Source organism: Asticcacaulis sp. AC460, assembly GCF_000495795.1.
Lineage (GTDB): Bacteria > Pseudomonadota > Alphaproteobacteria > Caulobacterales > Caulobacteraceae > Asticcacaulis.
In genome coordinates, this window is sequence record NZ_AWGD01000037.1 from 113,379 (window position 1) to 130,320 (window position 16,942).

Annotated in this window: 13 protein-coding genes and 1 tRNA gene; 6 read left to right on the plus strand and 8 right to left on the minus strand. The window is 63.3% G+C overall.

Annotated features, from left to right (window positions below):
- Positions 1 to 22 precede the first annotated feature (22 nt).
- Positions 23 to 1,105: a calcium:proton antiporter gene (locus ABAC460_RS44490; RefSeq protein ID WP_023455335.1), complete on the plus strand. Its 1,083-nt coding sequence runs from the start codon at positions 23 to 25 to the stop codon at positions 1,103 to 1,105.
- Here ABAC460_RS44490 and ABAC460_RS44495 read toward each other — a convergent pair.
- From ABAC460_RS44495 to ABAC460_RS44505, 3 genes are all read right to left on the minus strand, one after another.
- Entirely contained in the window at positions 1,092 to 4,154 is a 3,063-nt protein-coding gene (locus ABAC460_RS44495; protein WP_023455336.1) for a glycoside hydrolase family 2 protein, read from the minus strand. The genes ABAC460_RS44490 and ABAC460_RS44495 overlap by 14 nt on opposite strands.
- Positions 4,155 to 4,379: 225 nt before the next feature.
- Positions 4,380 to 4,559, minus strand: coding sequence for a hypothetical protein (locus ABAC460_RS44500; protein ID WP_023455337.1), 180 nt, complete (start codon positions 4,557 to 4,559; stop codon positions 4,380 to 4,382).
- 1 nt (position 4,560) lies between these two features.
- Positions 4,561 to 7,482 carry a DEAD/DEAH box helicase gene (locus tag ABAC460_RS44505; protein ID WP_023455338.1) on the minus strand — a complete coding sequence of 974 codons (2,922 nt, stop codon included), beginning with the start codon at positions 7,480 to 7,482 and terminating at the stop codon, positions 4,561 to 4,563.
- Positions 7,483 to 7,774: 292 nt separating this feature from the next.
- On the opposite strand from ABAC460_RS44505, the gene ABAC460_RS44510 reads away from it, so the two are divergent.
- From ABAC460_RS44510 to ABAC460_RS44525, 4 genes are all read left to right on the plus strand, one after another.
- Positions 7,775 to 7,851 (plus strand) — tRNA-Arg (locus ABAC460_RS44510).
- Between the two features lie 84 nt (positions 7,852 to 7,935).
- Entirely contained in the window at positions 7,936 to 8,211 is a 276-nt protein-coding gene (locus ABAC460_RS44515) for an AbrB/MazE/SpoVT family DNA-binding domain-containing protein (protein ID WP_023455339.1), read from the plus strand.
- Positions 8,208 to 8,606 (plus strand): type II toxin-antitoxin system VapC family toxin, encoded by a 399-nt coding sequence (locus ABAC460_RS44520; RefSeq protein ID WP_023455340.1) that lies wholly within the window; start codon positions 8,208 to 8,210, stop codon positions 8,604 to 8,606. The genes ABAC460_RS44515 and ABAC460_RS44520 overlap by 4 nt, the downstream gene beginning before the upstream one ends.
- Positions 8,607 to 8,830: 224 nt before the next feature.
- Positions 8,831 to 9,373 (plus strand): OmpA family protein, encoded by a 543-nt coding sequence (locus ABAC460_RS44525; RefSeq protein WP_023455341.1) that lies wholly within the window; start codon positions 8,831 to 8,833, stop codon positions 9,371 to 9,373.
- On the opposite strand, the gene ABAC460_RS44530 is transcribed toward ABAC460_RS44525, so the two are convergent.
- The 3 genes from ABAC460_RS44530 to ABAC460_RS50550 form a co-directional block, all read right to left on the minus strand.
- Positions 9,354 to 9,533 (minus strand): hypothetical protein, encoded by a 180-nt coding sequence (locus ABAC460_RS44530; protein WP_023455342.1) that lies wholly within the window; start codon positions 9,531 to 9,533, stop codon positions 9,354 to 9,356. The genes ABAC460_RS44525 and ABAC460_RS44530 overlap by 20 nt on opposite strands.
- An 81-nt stretch (positions 9,534 to 9,614) precedes the next feature.
- Positions 9,615 to 10,115, minus strand: a complete 501-nt coding sequence (locus ABAC460_RS44535) for a DUF6438 domain-containing protein (RefSeq protein WP_023455343.1) — start codon at positions 10,113 to 10,115, stop codon at positions 9,615 to 9,617.
- Between the two features lie 85 nt (positions 10,116 to 10,200).
- Complete coding sequence (locus tag ABAC460_RS50550) at positions 10,201 to 11,049, minus strand: hypothetical protein (RefSeq protein ID WP_023455344.1); 849 nt, start codon at positions 11,047 to 11,049, stop codon at positions 10,201 to 10,203.
- A gap of 210 nt (positions 11,050 to 11,259) precedes the next feature.
- On the opposite strand from ABAC460_RS50550, the gene ABAC460_RS44545 reads away from it, so the two are divergent.
- Positions 11,260 to 11,826 (plus strand): UPF0149 family protein, encoded by a 567-nt coding sequence (locus ABAC460_RS44545; RefSeq protein WP_162150346.1) that lies wholly within the window; start codon positions 11,260 to 11,262, stop codon positions 11,824 to 11,826.
- Positions 11,827 to 11,982: 156 nt separating this feature from the next.
- Here the strand turns inward: ABAC460_RS44545 and ABAC460_RS44550 are convergent, their stop codons facing one another.
- Together ABAC460_RS44550 and ABAC460_RS44555 are read right to left on the minus strand one after the other, a co-directional pair.
- Positions 11,983 to 13,998 (minus strand): sensor domain-containing protein, encoded by a 2,016-nt coding sequence (locus ABAC460_RS44550; protein ID WP_023455346.1) that lies wholly within the window; start codon positions 13,996 to 13,998, stop codon positions 11,983 to 11,985.
- A gap of 320 nt (positions 13,999 to 14,318) precedes the next feature.
- Positions 14,319 to 16,700 (minus strand): glycoside hydrolase family 2 TIM barrel-domain containing protein, encoded by a 2,382-nt coding sequence (locus tag ABAC460_RS44555; protein ID WP_023455347.1) that lies wholly within the window; start codon positions 16,698 to 16,700, stop codon positions 14,319 to 14,321.
- Positions 16,701 to 16,942 lie beyond the last annotated feature (242 nt).

Genomic DNA, 16,942 nt, shown 5'->3' on the forward strand with positions numbered 1-16,942 from the left:
GTGTGACGGGGGAGGAGAGCGCATGCTCAACCTCCTCCGCAAAGAACTGTTCCTCGTCATCGCCGCCGCCGTGGCCGTTCTGGCCATGGTCACCGAACACAGCATCCTCCATGCCGGCCAGGGCGCGTCCCTGATTGCCGGCATCGTGCTGATCGGCGTCATCATCATGGCGTCGCTGCGGGTGGCCCACCATGCCGAGATCCTGGCCGAAAAGGTCGGTGAACCCTACGGCACCATGATCCTGACCCTGTCGGCTGTGCTGGTCGAGGTGGTCATCCTGGCCATCATGCTGAACGGATCGCCTCAGCCAACCCTGGCGCGCGACACCATCTATTCAGCGGTGATGCTCGACATCAACGGCATTATCGGCGTGGCGGCGATCCTGGGCGGGCTGAAGCACGGCGAACAGCCCTATAACGACGCTTCGGGCAAGACCTATATCGTGATGATCATGACCGGCATGGGGGTGTCCATGCTGGTGCCCGAATTCATTCCGATCCCGCACTGGCAGGTCTATTCGATCTTCTCGATCGCCATCATGGTCTTCCTGTACGGCATGTTCCTGCGCCTGCAGACCACCAAACACAGCTACTTCTTCAGCTACGCCTACGAAGCCAGGGGCGGCGAGGCCGAACACCACGACGAAGGCAACAAGACCTGGCATTCCGTGGCCATCCTGGTCACCGGCCTGGTGCTGATCGGGCTGCTGGCCGAGGTCATGTCCAAGACGCTTGAGGTCGGTCTCGAAGGCACCGGCATTCCGCCGATCTTCTCCGCCCTTGTGGTGGCGACCATCTCGGCCAGCCCTGAGATCCTGACGGCGCTTCGCGCCGCCCTGGCCAACCGCATGCAGCCGGTGATCAACATCGCGCTCGGCGCCTCGCTGTCGACCGTGGTGCTGACCGTACCGGTGATTGAACTTCTGGCCCTGATCCAGGGCGAGCAGATCGTCATGGCCCTGACCCCGACCCAGAGTATCATGACGGCCCTGACCCTGCTGGTGGCGGCGATCAACCTGAACGACGGCCAGACCAACGCCATCGAAGGCACCACCCACTTCGTGCTGTTCTGCGCCTTCCTGATGCTGGCCTTTATGGGCCTGTAAAGGTGAAGACCAGCGAGCCGCTATAGGTCCCCGACGCCTGGGCCGGCTGGCTGGCCGGGCCGGTGTTTTCCGGCGTGACGAACTTCGACCCCATGGCCGGGATCGCCGCCAGGAAGGAAATATCGCCCGCCGGGAAGTCCGGCGAGGTGTTGATATGGCCCAGCTGCGGTGTGCCGATGCGTAAGTAAACATCATCCGACGCGCTGTTCACCGTCCATGCCCCGCTAGCGGTGTTGAAACGGGCCCAGCGCAGGCCGGCAAAATAACCCTGGAACTCCGGATAGATAGCGGCGCCCGGCCTGTCGACGCTGAAGGCGGCTTCGCGCACCCCCAGTTCCGGCCCGCGCAACCGGTTCTGCCACACGCGATAAGGACCCCGGCCCAGGCTGCGTACCGAGGTGATATTCCCCTCCGGCTCGTCGAACGTGATACCGTGATAGAGAAAGGTCCCCTCCAGGCTGTAGCTGTAGTCCAGCTTCAGCGAACCATCCCGGCGCAAGGTCCAGCGGGCGTCGAGACCGCCGCCGCGGGCCTCCAGCCAGGCTTCGCCATTGGCGGTGCCGGTGGTGACGATGGCCGGCCCGGCGGGGGCGGGGAAGCGATCGGCCTCGAACCCGAGCCGTACCGTCTTGACCGGAACCGCACGCCCGGCATCGCTCAGCGGCCTTGTGTAACGCACCGCCGACACCCTCTGCGGCGCGAAATTGTACCGGATACCGTCCGAGGCGCGGCGGGTGCTGTCGTACAGCGTCTTCCACGTCTGCCCATCCGAAGTGATCTCCAGCTTGAACCCGGCATAGCTGTCGGTCTTCTCCAGGCCCAGATCGATCTCGATGGTATTGGCCATCTGCGGCACGGCCAGGGTGTGCGTCGTCGCCGTGGCATCAAGCTCCAGCCACGCCGGTTCCGCGGCGCGCGGCCGTGCAAACACCAGGCGCGGGCCATCCGTCAACGCCAGGGTTTTGCCGCCGCGCGACACCTCACGCAGCAAACCTGTCTTCGGATCGAAGCTGGCGCTGACTGGTCCGACCGAGAGGCGGATATCGTCGGCGCCCGCGACAACGGTGGGTTTGCCCCCCGCCGCGACGGCGGGCAGGGTGGGCGCGGCCACCGGCCAGGTCCACGTCCACACCGGCAAACCGTCCGGACCCGTCGCGGTCAGCATGACCGCATCGGCCTGGCGCCAGTTACCGGGCAGGGGCAGGGTCATCGTCCCCGACCCATGCGGCGCGATGTCGGCGCCGGCCGTGCCCCGGGCGATGACGATCGGCGCCGTTCCCTCGGCGGCAGGGCCGGGGAAGCGCACCGTCTGCCAGTCGAACCGCACCTGCGACAGCGGCGTAAAGTCATAATGGTTGCTGACCGTTACCGTACCGTCGAACACCGCCGGCACCACGATCTGGACCGGCGACCACAGGCTGCGGATGGTGTGGTAGCTGCCTTCCTTTTCGTGGTTGGGGCCGACCAGGCCGTCCGGCGCATAGGTGCTGAAATTATCGATGGCGGCGTCGCGGTCGCTGCGGGCAATGCCTTCGTCGACCAGGGCCCAATGAAACAGGCCGGCGCCGCGGGGCGATGTCGAGATCGCGGTCCAGTAGTCCTCCAGACCCGCGCCGGCGCCGCCATCATAAAGCGCATGCAGCACCTCCGTCGGCATCAGCAGGTTGGGTGACGCCAGGCGTTGGGTCAGGTCGGCCCAGTTGGAATAGTGCTTGGTGTCGATATCGTCGTGCAGTTCCCACGGATGCAGGACGCGGCGCTTCTGCGGATCATATAAGGCGAATTCACCGTCCAGATCGCGGTTCCATCCGCCTTCGTTGCCGTTGTCCCAGAACAGGATGCTGGGGTGGTTGACATCGCGCTCGACCATTTCGCGCACCAGCAACCGGCCATTGACCGTGTCGTGCGCCGCCTGCCATCCGCTCAGTTCGTCGAGCACGTAAAGGCCCAGCTCATCCGCCGCTTCCAGCAGCGCCGGATCCGGCGGATAGTGCGACATGCGGATGGCGTTCATGTTCATCGATTTGACCAGGCGGACGTCGTCGTAGCTGTCTTCCGGGTTCAACGCCCGGGCGGTCTGCGGCCGGAAACTGTGCCGGTTGGCCCCTTTCAGCAGGATGCGCTGGCCATTGAGGAACAGGCCTTCGCCGGCCCGAACCTCAAACGTGCGGAAGCCGAAACGCTGGGTGGTGGTGTGGAGGGCCTCATCGCCCTTGTAGAGCGTCAACCGCAGGTCATAGAGGTTGGGCGTCTCCGCCGTCCACAGCTGGGGCGCATCGATCCGCGTCGCCATCCGGACCCGCCCCGCGCCGCCACCGGGCAAGGCCAAAGACACCGGATCACCCACCACTATACCATCCCGGGTCAGGACCTGGCCCTCGACCCGCGTCGCTTCGCGGGCGCCGTCGAACTGGATATCGGCGGTCAGGCTGCCGTCCGCGCGGCCGTCCAGCGCGACGTGGCGGATGGCTTCGACGGGCGAAACCTCCAGCCAGACCGGCCGGAAAATGCCGCCGAACACCCAATAGTCCGCACGTCGCTCGGCGGTATTGGTGGCTGTATTGGCCGATTCCTTGGCGACATCGACCTCGATCAGGTTCTCTTCGCCCAGCTTCAGATGCGGCGTCACATCGTACGAAAAACGGTAAAACGCGCCCTGGTGCACCGGCCCGGCAGGCACGCCGTTGATCCGCACCGTGGCGTCGGTCATGACGCCTTCGAAGACCAGCCGAACCCGCTTGCCCTTCCACTCGGCCGGCGCGGTAAAGCGGTGCTTGTACAGGCCATGCTCATCGGCGCGCGGCTGGCCCTGCTGGCCGTAAGAATAGGTCCCAAAGCCGTGCTGTTCCCACATCGACGGCACGGGAATGGTCGTCTGTTCGCCGGCCCGGCGCCCACCGGTGACGGAAAATTCCCAGGCCACGGCGTCCTTCGGCCCCTTGCCGGACAGATAAACCCGCTCGGTCTGCGGAGCTGCCTGAACCATGGCCGGTACTAATACAAGCAGGCAGACCGCCGCCAGCGCGCGGAAACAGCGATTGAGATCCATAGAAACCCTGCAGATTTATCGTTGACGCCGCAACCCCGGCAGAGCTTCAACGCGCCCCCGCCGACAATCAGTCGCTCAATTGTAGTATCATTGCAGGAGCTGAGTGCAAGACCACGCGTTTTACCGCGCGGAACATAATAACTAATCCCTCCCCGTTATACGGGGAGGTGGATCATTTGCTGGAAGCAAATGAGACGGTGGGGGATTTCTTGGCACGGTTGAGACCTAAATCGGTGATTTCTTGTCCGACTGAACTCGGCTCGCATGTTCAGCGCGTGCCATATCGAAAATCTCCGAAATCGAATACGGACTGATCCCGCTGTTCAAGCCCTCAATAATCTTGACCTGCATCGCCGCGATCTTGTCAGCGCGCACCTGATCCAGACCTTGCACGCGCGGCTTCATCTCAGGTCTGTCCCAGCTTTTCGCGCAGGATGGCGAACGGCGAGTAGGGATTGATATAGGGCTTCGGCTCGGGCTTCGGACCCCGGGGCTTATCACCGCGCGGCTTGTCGCCACCCTTGAAGTCGCCTTTCGGCCTGCCCTTGTCGCCCTTCGGCGGGCGATTGCGATCGCGGGTCGGTTCGCCCTCGGCGCCTTCCGCCCGATTGGGCCTGAAGCGTTCGCGATCGAACTTTTCTCGTTTTGGGGGCTTGTCGCGCTGAGGCCGCGGTGCACGCGGTTCCAGCGACTTCTGCCGCCAGCCCAGACGCTCTTCCATCACCGGTTCCGCCGAAACGGTCTCTTCGGCTACGGCCATTTCCACCGTCTCCGCCGGCTGTTCGGCACCGGTCTCCACGGGCTCAGCGATGATCTCGACAGGTGCCTCTTCGACAACCACTTCCTCAGCGATCACCTCTTCAGCCACAAGCTCGACAGCTTCGGACGCGGCCTCCTCGACGGGGGCCTCCTCAGCAGCAACCTCTTCCGCCGGTGCGGCGTCCGCCACCGGTTCCGGCTTCGGCTTGGCCACCACGACCGGGAAGGTCTGCGGCGGCACCTTCACAAAGCCCAGCGCCACCATCAGCTTGTCGCGCTGCTCTTCGTTCAGCCCCAACGGCACAAAATCGGCCTGACGCATATACAATGCGCCCTTCTGGAAGATGGCGTTATTGACGATCTTGTCGACCAGCGACAGCGCCTTGATGCTGACCGGGCCGTGCTCGGCGATCAGCAACTGTCCGCGCAGGGTCTGGGCGAGTTGGCCCTCGCCGGGACCGAAGGCGCGCATATGCTGGCGCACCTTGGGGTTCAGCGCCTCGGGCAGGAACCAGGCGTAACGATGCCCGGACACGCCCAGAGCCTTCAGCGCCGCCTTGTCCTCCGGCGTCAACTTGACGGTTTCGTCACGGCGGGCCAGGCCGCCATTCTCATACAGTTGGAAGGCGATGGCGCGGACCTGGGGCAGGGTGGCTTCGGCATCGGCCGCCTGCTTCACCCTATATAGCCCCTTGAGCTGGTGCTGGTTCAGGATGCGGACGAAATCGCTGACCCGCTTCAAGGCTCGCTCCACCAATGCCGGATGCTCGATGTCGCACAGAAGCTTGAGTTTCGGCGTAAACCATTCGGACGGCTCGATGCGCGCGACCGGTTCCTTGTTCCATTCGACCGTATGGCCGCGCAGATGCAGGCTCTTCGAAGCCGTCTGGGCCAGGGCGCGCAAACGGTCGTGCAGCACTGGCAGCACCGCGCGATTGGCGGCCTGGCGCAGGGTCTTGTCGGCGATGAGGCTGTCGGCATTGCTAAGCTTGAAGGTCAAGCCCTTCAGCTCGCCGACGGTATGGCCTTCGATGATCACCTGGCCTTCGGGCGTGACTTCGGGCCGCGCCACCTCGTCGGCATCCAGAGCCTTCAACAGCGCCGACGTCCGCGCATCGATAAACCGCTGCATCAGCGCTTCGTGCAGCCGGTCGGACAACCGCTCTTCCAGGTCGCGCGTGAGCTCGCGATAGTGTTCGTTACGCTTCAGCCAGTTGCCGCGGTTGGAGATATAGCTCAGCGTCCGCACGCCCGACAGCCGCGACGACAGGGTATCGATATCGCCATCCATATGGTCGAGATCGCGAATCTGAGTCTCGAACCAGTCCTCGGCGACAAAGCCGTCCGGCGACAACCGCGACCAGAACAGGTGCGACACCATCTTCAGGTGCTCGTCCAGCCCGATCTTGCGGAAGTCCGGCAACTGGCACACGTCCCACAGTGTCCGCAGGGTTACCGGATTGCGCACCTTGGCGGCGACATCCTCGTCGGCGGCCAGCAACCGCAGGGTCCGCTCGTCCAGCGCTTCCTTGGCCAGGTGCAGCCCAATCGTGTTCGACGGCAGGGTCAGCGACTTCAGCAACCCCTCCAGGGTCGAGAAGTCGAGCTTGTGATTACGCCACTGGGCGGCTTCCAATGGGTTGAAGGCGTGGTTCTGGACCTGTTCGACCAGGTCGTCGTCCAGCTCATGGCACTCGCTGGTGACGCCAAACGTGCCATCGTTCATGTGACGCCCGGCGCGGCCGGCAATCTGGCCGATTTCCTGGGCCGTCAGATGACGGACATTCTTGCCGTCGAACTTCGACAGACCGGAAAAGGCGACATGGGCGATGTCCATGTTCAGGCCCATGCCGATGGCGTCGGTGGCGACCAGGAAATCGACCTCGCCCTTCTGGAACAGCTCGACCTGGGCGTTGCGGGTCTTGGGCGACAGGCTGCCCATGACGACGGCCGCGCCGCCGCGCTGGCGCCGGATCAGTTCGGCGATGGCATAGACCTTCTCGGTCGAGAAGGCGACGATGGCGGTGCGCTTGGGCAACCGGGTCAGCTTCTTGGAGCCGGCATAGGTCAGCGACGACAGCCGCTCGCGGCGGATGATCTCGGCGGCGGGAAACAGGCGGTGGAACAGCGGCGCGAAGGTATTGGCGCCCAGGAACAGGGTCTCGAACCGCCCGCGCGCATGCAGCAGCCGGTCGGTGAAGACATGGCCGCGCTCAACGTCGCCGCACAGCTGGATCTCGTCGACCGCCAGGAAGTCGACCTGACGTTCCAGTGGCATGGCCTCGACCGTGCAGATGAAATAGGACGGCACGCGCGGGATGATCTTTTCCTCGCCGGTCACCAGCGCAACGGCATTGACGCCTTTCAGGGCGACGACGCGATCGTAGATTTCGCGCGCCAGCAGGCGCAGCGGCAATCCCATCATGCCGGTGGCATAGCCGCACATGCGCTCGATGGCGTAGTGGGTCTTGCCGGTGTTGGTGGGGCCTAGGACAGCGGCGAGCTTGGCGTCGCTGACGGCATTGATCAGGGGGCGGGTGGGGGAAAGGTCTGACACGCCTGAGGTCATAAGCGGGCGCGGGAAAAATTGCAAAGCCAATTTGCGGGGAGAGGGCGGCGGTAAACGAGAGGTTACCACGGGCCCGAACGGGACGAAAACAAACCGTGCACGAATCAGTGATAGTGATTCGTTCCGGTTTTCGTCCCTACCAGATGTAGTGTACGCAAATCGGGTTAACCATATGCGAACGCTGGGACCCTGCCCCGAGTCGCGCTGACGAGGCAAGCGGAGTCTTATCCTCAAAAAATCTCACCGCCTTGCTTCTCTTGCCGCCCCGGACTGTGTAAGGAGGTTTCATGACGGTCCCTTAGCTCAGCCGGATAGAGCAAGGCTTTCCTAAAGCAGAGGTCGGGGGTTCGAGTCCCTCAGGGATCGCCAGTTTTCATATAGTCAACATGCGCGCCCGGGCATTGAATATAATGCATATTTGCATTATATTGTGCGCTTATCGGGAGATCGGCCATGACGACATTATCGGTCACTGCGAGAGGCCAGGTCACGTTCAGGAAAGATGTCCTGAAACACCTCGGCATTCAGCCGGGAGGCAAGATCAGGCTGGAACTCCTGCCCGACGGTCGCGCCGAACTGAAGGCAGATACAGGCAGCGGATCCTGGCAGGACCTGAGCGGAATTCTAAAAAACAAGACAGACGGAACACGGCTTTCAATCGAAGACATGAAGGCCGCCATTTCCGAAGCAGCGGCCGAGGCGGGCATGAAAGGCCTGTCGCGCCGGTGAAAATTTCCGTCGATACAAATGTCCTGGTTCGCCTGATCGTGGGCGATGACAATACTCAGCAGGCCAAAGCGGCCGAAATTCTCGACGCCGCCGACCTGGTGGCGATAAGCGTCCATACGCTCTGTGAGTTCGCCTGGGTGCTTCAAAGCCGCTACAAGATTGCAAAGGTCGACATCGGGAGTGCAATGCGCGGTATTCTCAATATGAAAAATGTCGTGGCCAACCGGCCGACAATCGAGGCGGGGCTTTTGATGCTGGATGCCGGAGGAGATTTCGCGGACGGCGTCATTGCGTTTGACGGCAGGTGGCTCGGCGGGGAAACGTTCGTGTCGTTCGACAGGAAGGCAGTTACCTTGCTCGAAGCGGCTGGGGTGACGACAATTTCGCTGACCTGACGGGGGGCTAGCCAAGGCTGACACCCCGACCGTCTCGAAGCTGCGCCAGGGGCGGCGATATCTCCATCTTTAGCGGCCTTGTCGCGGCCTGATTCATGCGGGGATCGAATCCGACATTATGGCCGCCCGCCTTTTATGAGCCTTTTTTCGGCCCCTGTTTGCCGGTTCAATTGCCGCAGGTTAGGACTCCGGGGAGCGGGAGACAGTCAAAACAGAGGTTTTGTATGAAGCTTTTTAAGTCAGCCGCGTTGATCGCAGCCCTTCCGCTCCTGATGTCGGTAACGGCCTGCGCCAGCCATAAATATGTCGACGAAAAGTTCGCCACCGCCAACACCCGCATCGATGAGGTCAACGTCACCTCCCAGGAAGCGCTGAACCGCGCCACGGCCGCCGGCAAGCTGGCCGAAGGCAAGTTCAACTACGCCGTCGTGCTCAGCGACGACTCGATCCGCTTCAACACCGGCGAAGCGGTCCTGTCCGGCGAGGCCCAGGCCACACTGACCGACCTGGCGACGCGGCTGAAGGCCGACAACAAGAACGTCTATCTCGAAATCCAGGGCTTCACCGACGCCACCGGAACGGATGACGTCAACTACCGCCTGGGCCAGGCCCGCGCCGACAGCGTCCGCCGCTTCCTCAACAGCCAGGGCGTTGCGCTGAACCGGATGGCGTCCATCTCCTACGGCAAGGAGCAACCCGTCGCCCCGAACGACACGCCGGACGGCCGCTCGGCCAACCGCCGCGTCGTCATCGTCGTGCTGTCGTAAGGCGCTTTTTCTGGCCCTGGTCGACGCGGTCGGCCAGGGCCAGCATATCCGTCCTCAGCCAGACCCATTCCGTCGCGGACAATCCGTTTGCCTGGCGCACCTCGATCACCCGTTGCAGGGTGGCCGCCTGGAGGCGAACACAAAAGGCTGTGTCGATCACGTCTCTACTCCGTCATGAAAACGCCAGCTTAGCCGGCGCTGTCATGAGCGGCATGAGGACGGTATGAGGGTTTGCTGAAACCTATCCGCGGCCGGCGCCGGGCCGCGTCGTCTGCTTTGCCCAGTCGGCAATGCCCAGCTTACCCGGCAGGCTTTCCATCGCCTTGTTCAGTTCTTCATTGCGCGCCGACCGGCAGCCACGATCGTGCATCAAAACCGTCTCGGTGCCGTCCACAGCCTTCCACACGATGCGGTAGTTCTGCATGTCGCTCGCCTGGGCCTCGCAGGTCGTCTGTTCGGTCGCCCCGGTTTCCGGTCGGTAGGCGGCCAGAGCCGAGGCCACGGCGCGATAGGTGCCCGCACCACCGTCGCGTTCCTGCTGGCCCAGAACGGCGGTGTGGCGTTCGCCGACATAGGTGACATGGCCGTCCGGGCTGACCGTGGCGCTATAGACCGGACAGAAGCCGAAGCACGGCCCCACCGAATAGCTGAGGGTTTCACCGGCGGCCGGCGGTGTGTCCTGCGGCAGGCTGGCGCATCCGGACAGCAGGGCCAGGGCGGCGAGGGGGGCGATCAGCTTCATAGGGAATCTCCTTCGGCAGGTGTTGCGCTCAGTCTTTCGCACAAATGTGTCAGAGTTTGAGCGCGCCGCGGGATATTCTCGGTCTTTAAGGCTTTGTCTGGGCGACGATGTCGGCGATCTGCGCCGCCGTCATGGCCTCGAACGCCGCAGTGGCGACCTTGACCTCGGCCGGATCGCCACCACCCTGGGAGGGTGTCACCACAACCTTGTCGCCCTGGACCATAACAAACAGAACGGCCGGCGGGGCGCCGCTGGTGACCACCAGGGCGCCGTTGTCGCACGACTGGATCTGCCAGGCTGCGCGTACGAAGACCCGCTCGATGGGGCCACTGGCGCAGCGCAACAGGGCCTGCCCGGCCGGCACCGCCGGCAGAGGCGCCGCAGCCGGGACGGCCTGGGCTTTGCGCGCGTCCAGTTCGGCGTCCTGGGCCGCCAGGTCGGGTACGCCCAGTTCCAGGCGCAGGGCGTCGCTAATCAGGTCGCGGTCGTAGGGCGCCTTTGTCCAGGTGCCGTTGGCGAACAGGGATTGCGTGCCGTAAATCTGCTTATGCTTGGTATTCTGCAGATAGCGGTCCAGGGTGGCCGCGGCGATCCACGGCCCACCCTTCGCCCCCTTCTTCGTGGCGACCACGGCCAGGGTATGGGCCAGCAAGAAGTCGTCGCCGCCGCCGTGCTGGAACACGAAGGCCGCCTGCAGGAAGTCGTCGCCGGTATGCAACTGGCCCTCGGCCAGAAGGCGGCGCGTCGCTTCGCGCCGTTGGGCGTCGCGCGGGCCGATCACGCTCCAGTCGGCCTGGGTGACGTCGCCGGACCTGTCCGCCTGGTCGGCGTCGAAGATCCGCTGCATTTCAGGATTGGAGGCCGGTTCGGCGGCCCAAACCGGCGCCGCCGCCAGCAACAAGCCAAATCCCGCCAGTAGAATAGCTTTTTGCATGTCTCACCCCCGTTAAGCCGCTCTTTGCGTACCACGCAACCTGAGCGATTGTACAATGAATTTGGGTTCATCCAGCCTCTGCTTTTTTTGCCGATTGACCCGCGACAATTCACGCCGCCGTCGTTATAACGCTGCGACGCAACAAGCCTCACGCCAAAAAGTGGCTGCCACTTTTTGGATAAACATGAGGCGTCTGAAATGGAGGCGATCATGCAGGACCCTAACGAACTTCGCCTCGACGCGCTGGAAGAAGCCCTCGAAACCATCGGCATGAACCTGTCGCTGTTCGACGGCTTCGTCACCGCCCAGTGGGTCATGCCCGACGTGCCGGTAAAAAGCTGGATCGACACCATCCAGGAGCTCGTCGTCGAAGCCGGCGGCGCCGGCAAGGTCACGCCTGAGATTGCCGCCCAGATGGCCGAGCATCATAAGGCGGTGGGCGAGGAATTGCGGACCGAAGTCTACAATCCCATCTTCTGGCTCGATGACGAAGGTGACGAGATGTGGCAGCTTTGGGCGGAAGGCTTCGGCCTGGCGATTACCGGCCGGCCCGAATTTGTGCAGGCCACCCTGGCGGACGAAGAGTCGGAGATCGCCATGTCGCTGACCGTGGTCATGGCCCTGGCGGGCGTGGCGGCCGGCGACGACCAGATGGCCGAAGACCTCAGCGATGGCGACACGGACAATCTGCTGACCGAAGCGCCTGAGGTGCTGATGCAGGGCCTGGTCGCGCTGTACTATGCCCAGCACGCCCCCGAGCGCAGCCTGACCAGCTGATCGGGTAAAAACGTAAATCCATCAAAAACTTATCCCTCCCCGTTATACGGGGAGCGGGGCGGCCCGTGCCGTGGATTGTGAGCGTCAGCTCATAAGACGGTGGGGGATTTGGCCCGCCGGTGGTTCGGCCGTCTACACCCGCTCAAAGCCCCGTAATTACCCCAGACGGCGCTTGCCGCCCTGGTCCGCCATACCCAAGATCCGTTCCATGGCCGCATCCGCCGACATGGGCCGGCCCAGCAGATAGCCCTGCGCCTGGTCGCAGCCCTCTTCGCGCAGACAGGCCAGTTGCGCTTCGGTTTCGACGCCCTCAGCCGTGACGACGGCGCCGAAGCTCTTGCCCAGCCCGATGACGGCGCGGACAATGGCCAGGTTTTCCGGCGACGACGTCATGTCGGTAATGAAGGCGCGGTCGATCTTCAGCTTGTCGAACGGGAAACAGCGCAGATAGGCCAGGCTGGAATAGCCGGTGCCGAAGTCATCCAGCGCGATATGGACGCCCAACTGCTTCAGCTGATGCAGGATGCGGACATTGTCCTGGCTGTCGGTCAGCATCACCGACTCTGTGATTTCCAGCTCCAGCCGGCCGGGCGCCAGCCGCGACTGTTCCAGCGCGCGGATGACATCGGCCGCCAGGGTGAAGCCGGTAAACTGCCGTGGCGACAGGTTGACGGCCAGGCCGATATCGGCTGGCCACCGTGCGGCTTCCTGGCAGGCCTGACGCAACACCCACCGGCCGATCGGTTCGATCAGTCCCGACGCCTCCGCCACAGGAATGAAGTCCGCCGGTGAGATCAAACCGCGGACCGGATGTTGCCACCGCAGCAGGGCTTCGAAACTGACGATCCGGCCAGACTGGGTGCTGATAATCGGCTGGTATTCGATATACAGCTCGTCCTTCTGCAGCGACGCATACAGCTCGTCGCGCAGGATGCGCTGGCGGTCGGCCTTTTCCTCCATGGCGAACTCGAACCAGGCATAGTCGCCCCGGCCGGTTGCCTTGGCGGCATACAGCGCCAGGTCGGCGCGCTTCATCAAGGCATCGACCGTGCGACCGTGTTGCGACTTGAGCGCCAGGCCAGCGCTGCAGCCGATCGAGACGATATCGCCATCGATATCGAACGGCTCGCTCAGTGCGGCGATCAGGTGGCGGGCCAGTCCGGACGCTGTTTCCCGCGACACCGGGCTGCGGTGGATGACGCCGAACTCGTCGCCGCCCAGCCGCGCCAGCACATCGTCGGGCCCCATGTGGCACAGCATGCGCGCCGACACCTGGCGCAGCAACTCGTCACCAGCATGGTGGCCCAGGCTGTCATTGACCGCCTTGAAACGATCGAGGTCCAGCAGCACCAGGACGAAATCGGCCGGTCCTTCGGTCTCGCGGTCGAGGATATTCTGGAACTTAAAACGGTTCGGCAGGTCGGTCAGGACGTCGTGCAGCGCCAGGTGGCGGCTGCGTTCCTCGGCCCTGCGCTTTTCGGTGACATCCTCGGAAATCCCCAGCAGGTAGCGCGGCTTGCCGTCGATGTCGGGCACGCCGACCTTCTGGGTCCGCAGGGCACGCAGGCCGCTGGGCGTGGTCAGGGGTTCGTTGTCGATGGTGACCAGATTGCCCGACGCCACCACGGCCTGGTCGGCCTGGCGGAAACGCTGGGCGTCCTCGACATCGAACAGATCGAAATCGGTCTTGCCGATCAGGTCGTGCCGGCTGATGCCGAGGAGCTCCTCGCCGGCCTTGTTGAGCAGGACGAAGCGGCCGTCGCGGGCGTCCTTGACGAACACCATGGACGGGATGCTCTCGACAATGGCGTCGAGGAAGATCTGGGTGCCCCTCAGCTCGATGGCGGCCTGTTCGCGTTCGGTGACGTCGATGTTCCAGACGATGGCGCAGGCCTTGCCCTGAAAGAGGGTCCGGCGGCTGAACCGGAGGATCTTGATCTGCTGGCCGCAGGCCTTGACCAGGACGCCGCAATCGGGCGGTGCCTCGGCATTGAGGATCTTGCGGCGCACGCTTTCGCGCTGATCGACGGGATGCAGGTCGAGGACGCATTTGGTGAGGAACTGCTCGCGGTCACAGCCATAGAGGGTACAGGCAGCGGCATTGACGGCGACGAAGTGGAGCGTGTGGACGTCGAAAATCCACATCGGGATCGGGTTGTGTTCGAACAGCATGTCGAACGCGCCTTCCAGGCCGTCACACGCTGCGTTGCCAAGCTTACTCTTGCTTGTCCCCACTTTACACATCCCTGCATGACCCGGTTTTGGACCCCGGGCGCGGTTATTATTGCAGGTTGCACCGTATACAATTTAGATTTCCAATGACTTAACCTGATGCAAGATTTCGCAAATTCTCGAATCGGCCCGCCGGGCGACCTTATCCTCCAGCGCTTGCGGGGGAGGTGGCGAGAAAGCGAGGCCTCTTATGGCCGAAGCGCGTCGAGACGGAGGGGGCGTGACAAGCTCCGAGCTTTTGGCACTCCTCCGCTTACTCTCTAACCCTTCGCCTCCAGCATCACCGCCGCCGGCTTCACGCCATCACCGCTGACCGTCACCTTGATCTTTCCATTGGTCGCCGTAGCCCGCACCATGACCAAAGCGCGACCATTCCACGCCTTGCGGGTTGACAATGAAAACACCGTCCCATCCGTCGGCGATCCATTGTCGAACGCCGCCAGCTCACCGGCGCCCTCGACCTTGACGGTCAAGGCCGTAGCTGCCGAAGGCACCCGTACACCTTTCGCATCGACCACCTCGACCCGGACATAGCCGATATGATCGAACCCCGGCGCAAGCGACACCTGCTCTGCCGTCAACCGCACGCCCACAGGCGCCCCGGCCGTCTTCAACTCATCCTGGGCCACCACCTTGCCGGCGCTATCATAACCGACCACACGAATGACACCCGGCGCATAGGGCACATCAAACCCGATCGCAGAATCATCGGCATTGCGCGGCTTCTTCCCCAGCGACTTCCCGTTCAGAAACAGCTCCACCATGGGCGTATTGGCGACGATCTCGACCTTCTCGACATGCGCAGCACCATTCTCCGGCGTCCAGTCGTTCAAAACCCCCGGCCCCTTGGGCTGGGGCATGGCCACCCCCACCATGGTCGGCAGCTCCGACGTGTCGATGACCTCGGTCACCCGTCGGCCGATCTTCACGACCGGTGTATCGGACCACCACGACGCCCGTTCCCAGCCGATCGGCTTGACGACATCGGTGCGGTCGACCAGCCCCGACGGATTTGAGATGAACGGCCATCCGGCGCGATCGGCCTCACCGAGATAATCGGCGCCGGTCCACAAAAACATGCCGGCATAGGGCGCATAATCGCGCACCGCCAGCCAGTTGCCGCGGTTCTTGCCGTTCTCGGTGCCGATGATCATTCGCGTCGGCTTGTCCTTGTGCGCCTGGGTCAGCTCGTTCTCGCGGTAGTTCTGCCCGACCACATCCAGCAGATCGGCCAACCCATTCTTGTAATCACCCGTCGTGTTGGGCCGGAACAAGGCCATGGTCACCGGCCGGGTCGGATCCTCGGCATTGAAGATGGTCTTCAGCCGCGTGACGATCGACTTGGCGACGACGGGGTAGGGGGTGTCGTGGATTTCATTGCCGATCGACCAGATGGCCACCGACGGATGGTTACGGTCGCGTTTGACGAAGTCGCGGGCATCGATCGACGACCAGTCGGTGAAGAACAGGTGATAGTCGTACGGGTTCTTGGCCACCGTCCACATGTCGAAGGCCTCGTCCATGACGACGATCCCCAGCCGGTCGCACAAATCCAGGAACTCCGGCGAGAACGGATGGTGCGCCGTGCGGATGGCGTTGACGCCCAGGGCCTGCAACCCCCTCAACCGGCGCTCATAAAAACTCAGCGGCACGGCCATGCCAAAGGCGCCGCCGTCGGCATGGATGGCGGTCCCCTTCAGCTTGACATTGCGGCCGTTGATCCAGAAGCCGCTGTCGGCGCGGAACTCGACCTGCCGCACGCCAAAGGTCGCGGTATCGGTTTCCAGCACCTCGCCGGTATCGGCCACCACCTGGATATCCGCCCGGTACAGATGACCCTGGCCGATGTCCCAGCGCTTGGGATCGGCCAACACGCCTTGCGCCGACAGCTTCGCCGACCGTCCCGCCGGCAACACCAGATCGCCGCCCTGAAACGTCCCGGCCGGCTTGCCGTCAGGCCCGGTCAACCGGACCTCCAGGTGCGCCGTGCGGTCGGCCGCCGAGCGGTTCTGCAAGGTGCTCTCGACCTTCACCGTGGCCGAAGCCGCCTCGATCTTCGGCGTCGACACAAAGGTCCCGCCGGTTTCGACATGGATATCGCCGGTGACGATCAGTCGGACGTGACGGTAGATGCCGCCGCCGGCGTACCAGCGCGACGCCGGCTGGGCCGAGGTGTCGGCGCGCACCGACACGACATTGTCGCCATCCCATTTCAGATGATCGGTGATCTCATAACGGACGCTGGAATAACCGTTGGGGCGATGGCCGACATGCATGCCGTTGATCCACACCCCGCCGCGGTCCATCACCCCGTCCAGCTCGATAAACACGCGCTTGCCCATGTCGGCGGGGGGCAGCGTAAAGCTCTTGCGGTACCAGGCGACACCGGTCGGCAGCCATCCGCCCGACCCGGTCGCCGGCGCAGTCTGGTCGAACGGCCCGGCGATCGCCCAGTCATGCGGCAAGTCGATGGCCTGCCAATCCGCCGACGGCGTCGCCACCTGTTCGGCGCCTTCGATATCGCCCTTGGCGAACTGCCATCCGGCATCGAACGACCGCGTCTCGCCGGCCACCGCGGCGCCGGCGCTCAACAGCGCCGCGAGGACGAGGCCGGAAACGGCGGTTTCAAATCGTCTCAACATGGTCCTGCCCTCGTTTTGTTATCGCTGTTTCATCTATGGCAACGCCCTGTCTCCACGCCCGAGCACTGCCTGATTGAAGATGATTAGAAATGAACAGTTGCGCTGTCAATCTGAAAATGGCCCGATGATCGTGTTGATGCCCTTGTGAAAAGGCAATTATTGTCGGACAAAAGATCATATTCAGTCAAAATTGATCACATTTTTGCAATTATAGTACATTGTTATCATTTTGGACTTGCGGT

What these genes read in the sequence shown, in the direction of transcription:
- ABAC460_RS44490 (WP_023455335.1), top strand. Translation starts at nt 23, where the DNA reads ATGCTCAACCTCCTCCGCAAAGAACTGTTCCTCGTCATCGCCGCCGCC.
- ABAC460_RS44495 (WP_023455336.1), bottom strand. Translation starts at nt 4,154, where the DNA reads ATGGATCTCAATCGCTGTTTCCGCGCGCTGGCGGCGGTCTGCCTGCTT.
- ABAC460_RS44500 (WP_023455337.1), bottom strand. Translation starts at nt 4,559, where the DNA reads ATGAAGCCGCGCGTGCAAGGTCTGGATCAGGTGCGCGCTGACAAGATC.
- ABAC460_RS44505 (WP_023455338.1), bottom strand. Translation starts at nt 7,482, where the DNA reads ATGACCTCAGGCGTGTCAGACCTTTCCCCCACCCGCCCCCTGATCAAT.
- ABAC460_RS44515 (WP_023455339.1), top strand. Translation starts at nt 7,936, where the DNA reads ATGACGACATTATCGGTCACTGCGAGAGGCCAGGTCACGTTCAGGAAA.
- ABAC460_RS44525 (WP_023455341.1), top strand. Translation starts at nt 8,831, where the DNA reads ATGAAGCTTTTTAAGTCAGCCGCGTTGATCGCAGCCCTTCCGCTCCTG.
- ABAC460_RS44535 (WP_023455343.1), bottom strand. Translation starts at nt 10,115, where the DNA reads ATGAAGCTGATCGCCCCCCTCGCCGCCCTGGCCCTGCTGTCCGGATGC.
- ABAC460_RS50550 (WP_023455344.1), bottom strand. Translation starts at nt 11,049, where the DNA reads ATGCAAAAAGCTATTCTACTGGCGGGATTTGGCTTGTTGCTGGCGGCG.
- ABAC460_RS44545 (WP_162150346.1), top strand. Translation starts at nt 11,260, where the DNA reads ATGCAGGACCCTAACGAACTTCGCCTCGACGCGCTGGAAGAAGCCCTC.
- ABAC460_RS44550 (WP_023455346.1), bottom strand. Translation starts at nt 13,998, where the DNA reads ATGCTGTTCGAACACAACCCGATCCCGATGTGGATTTTCGACGTCCAC.
- ABAC460_RS44555 (WP_023455347.1), bottom strand. Translation starts at nt 16,700, where the DNA reads ATGTTGAGACGATTTGAAACCGCCGTTTCCGGCCTCGTCCTCGCGGCG.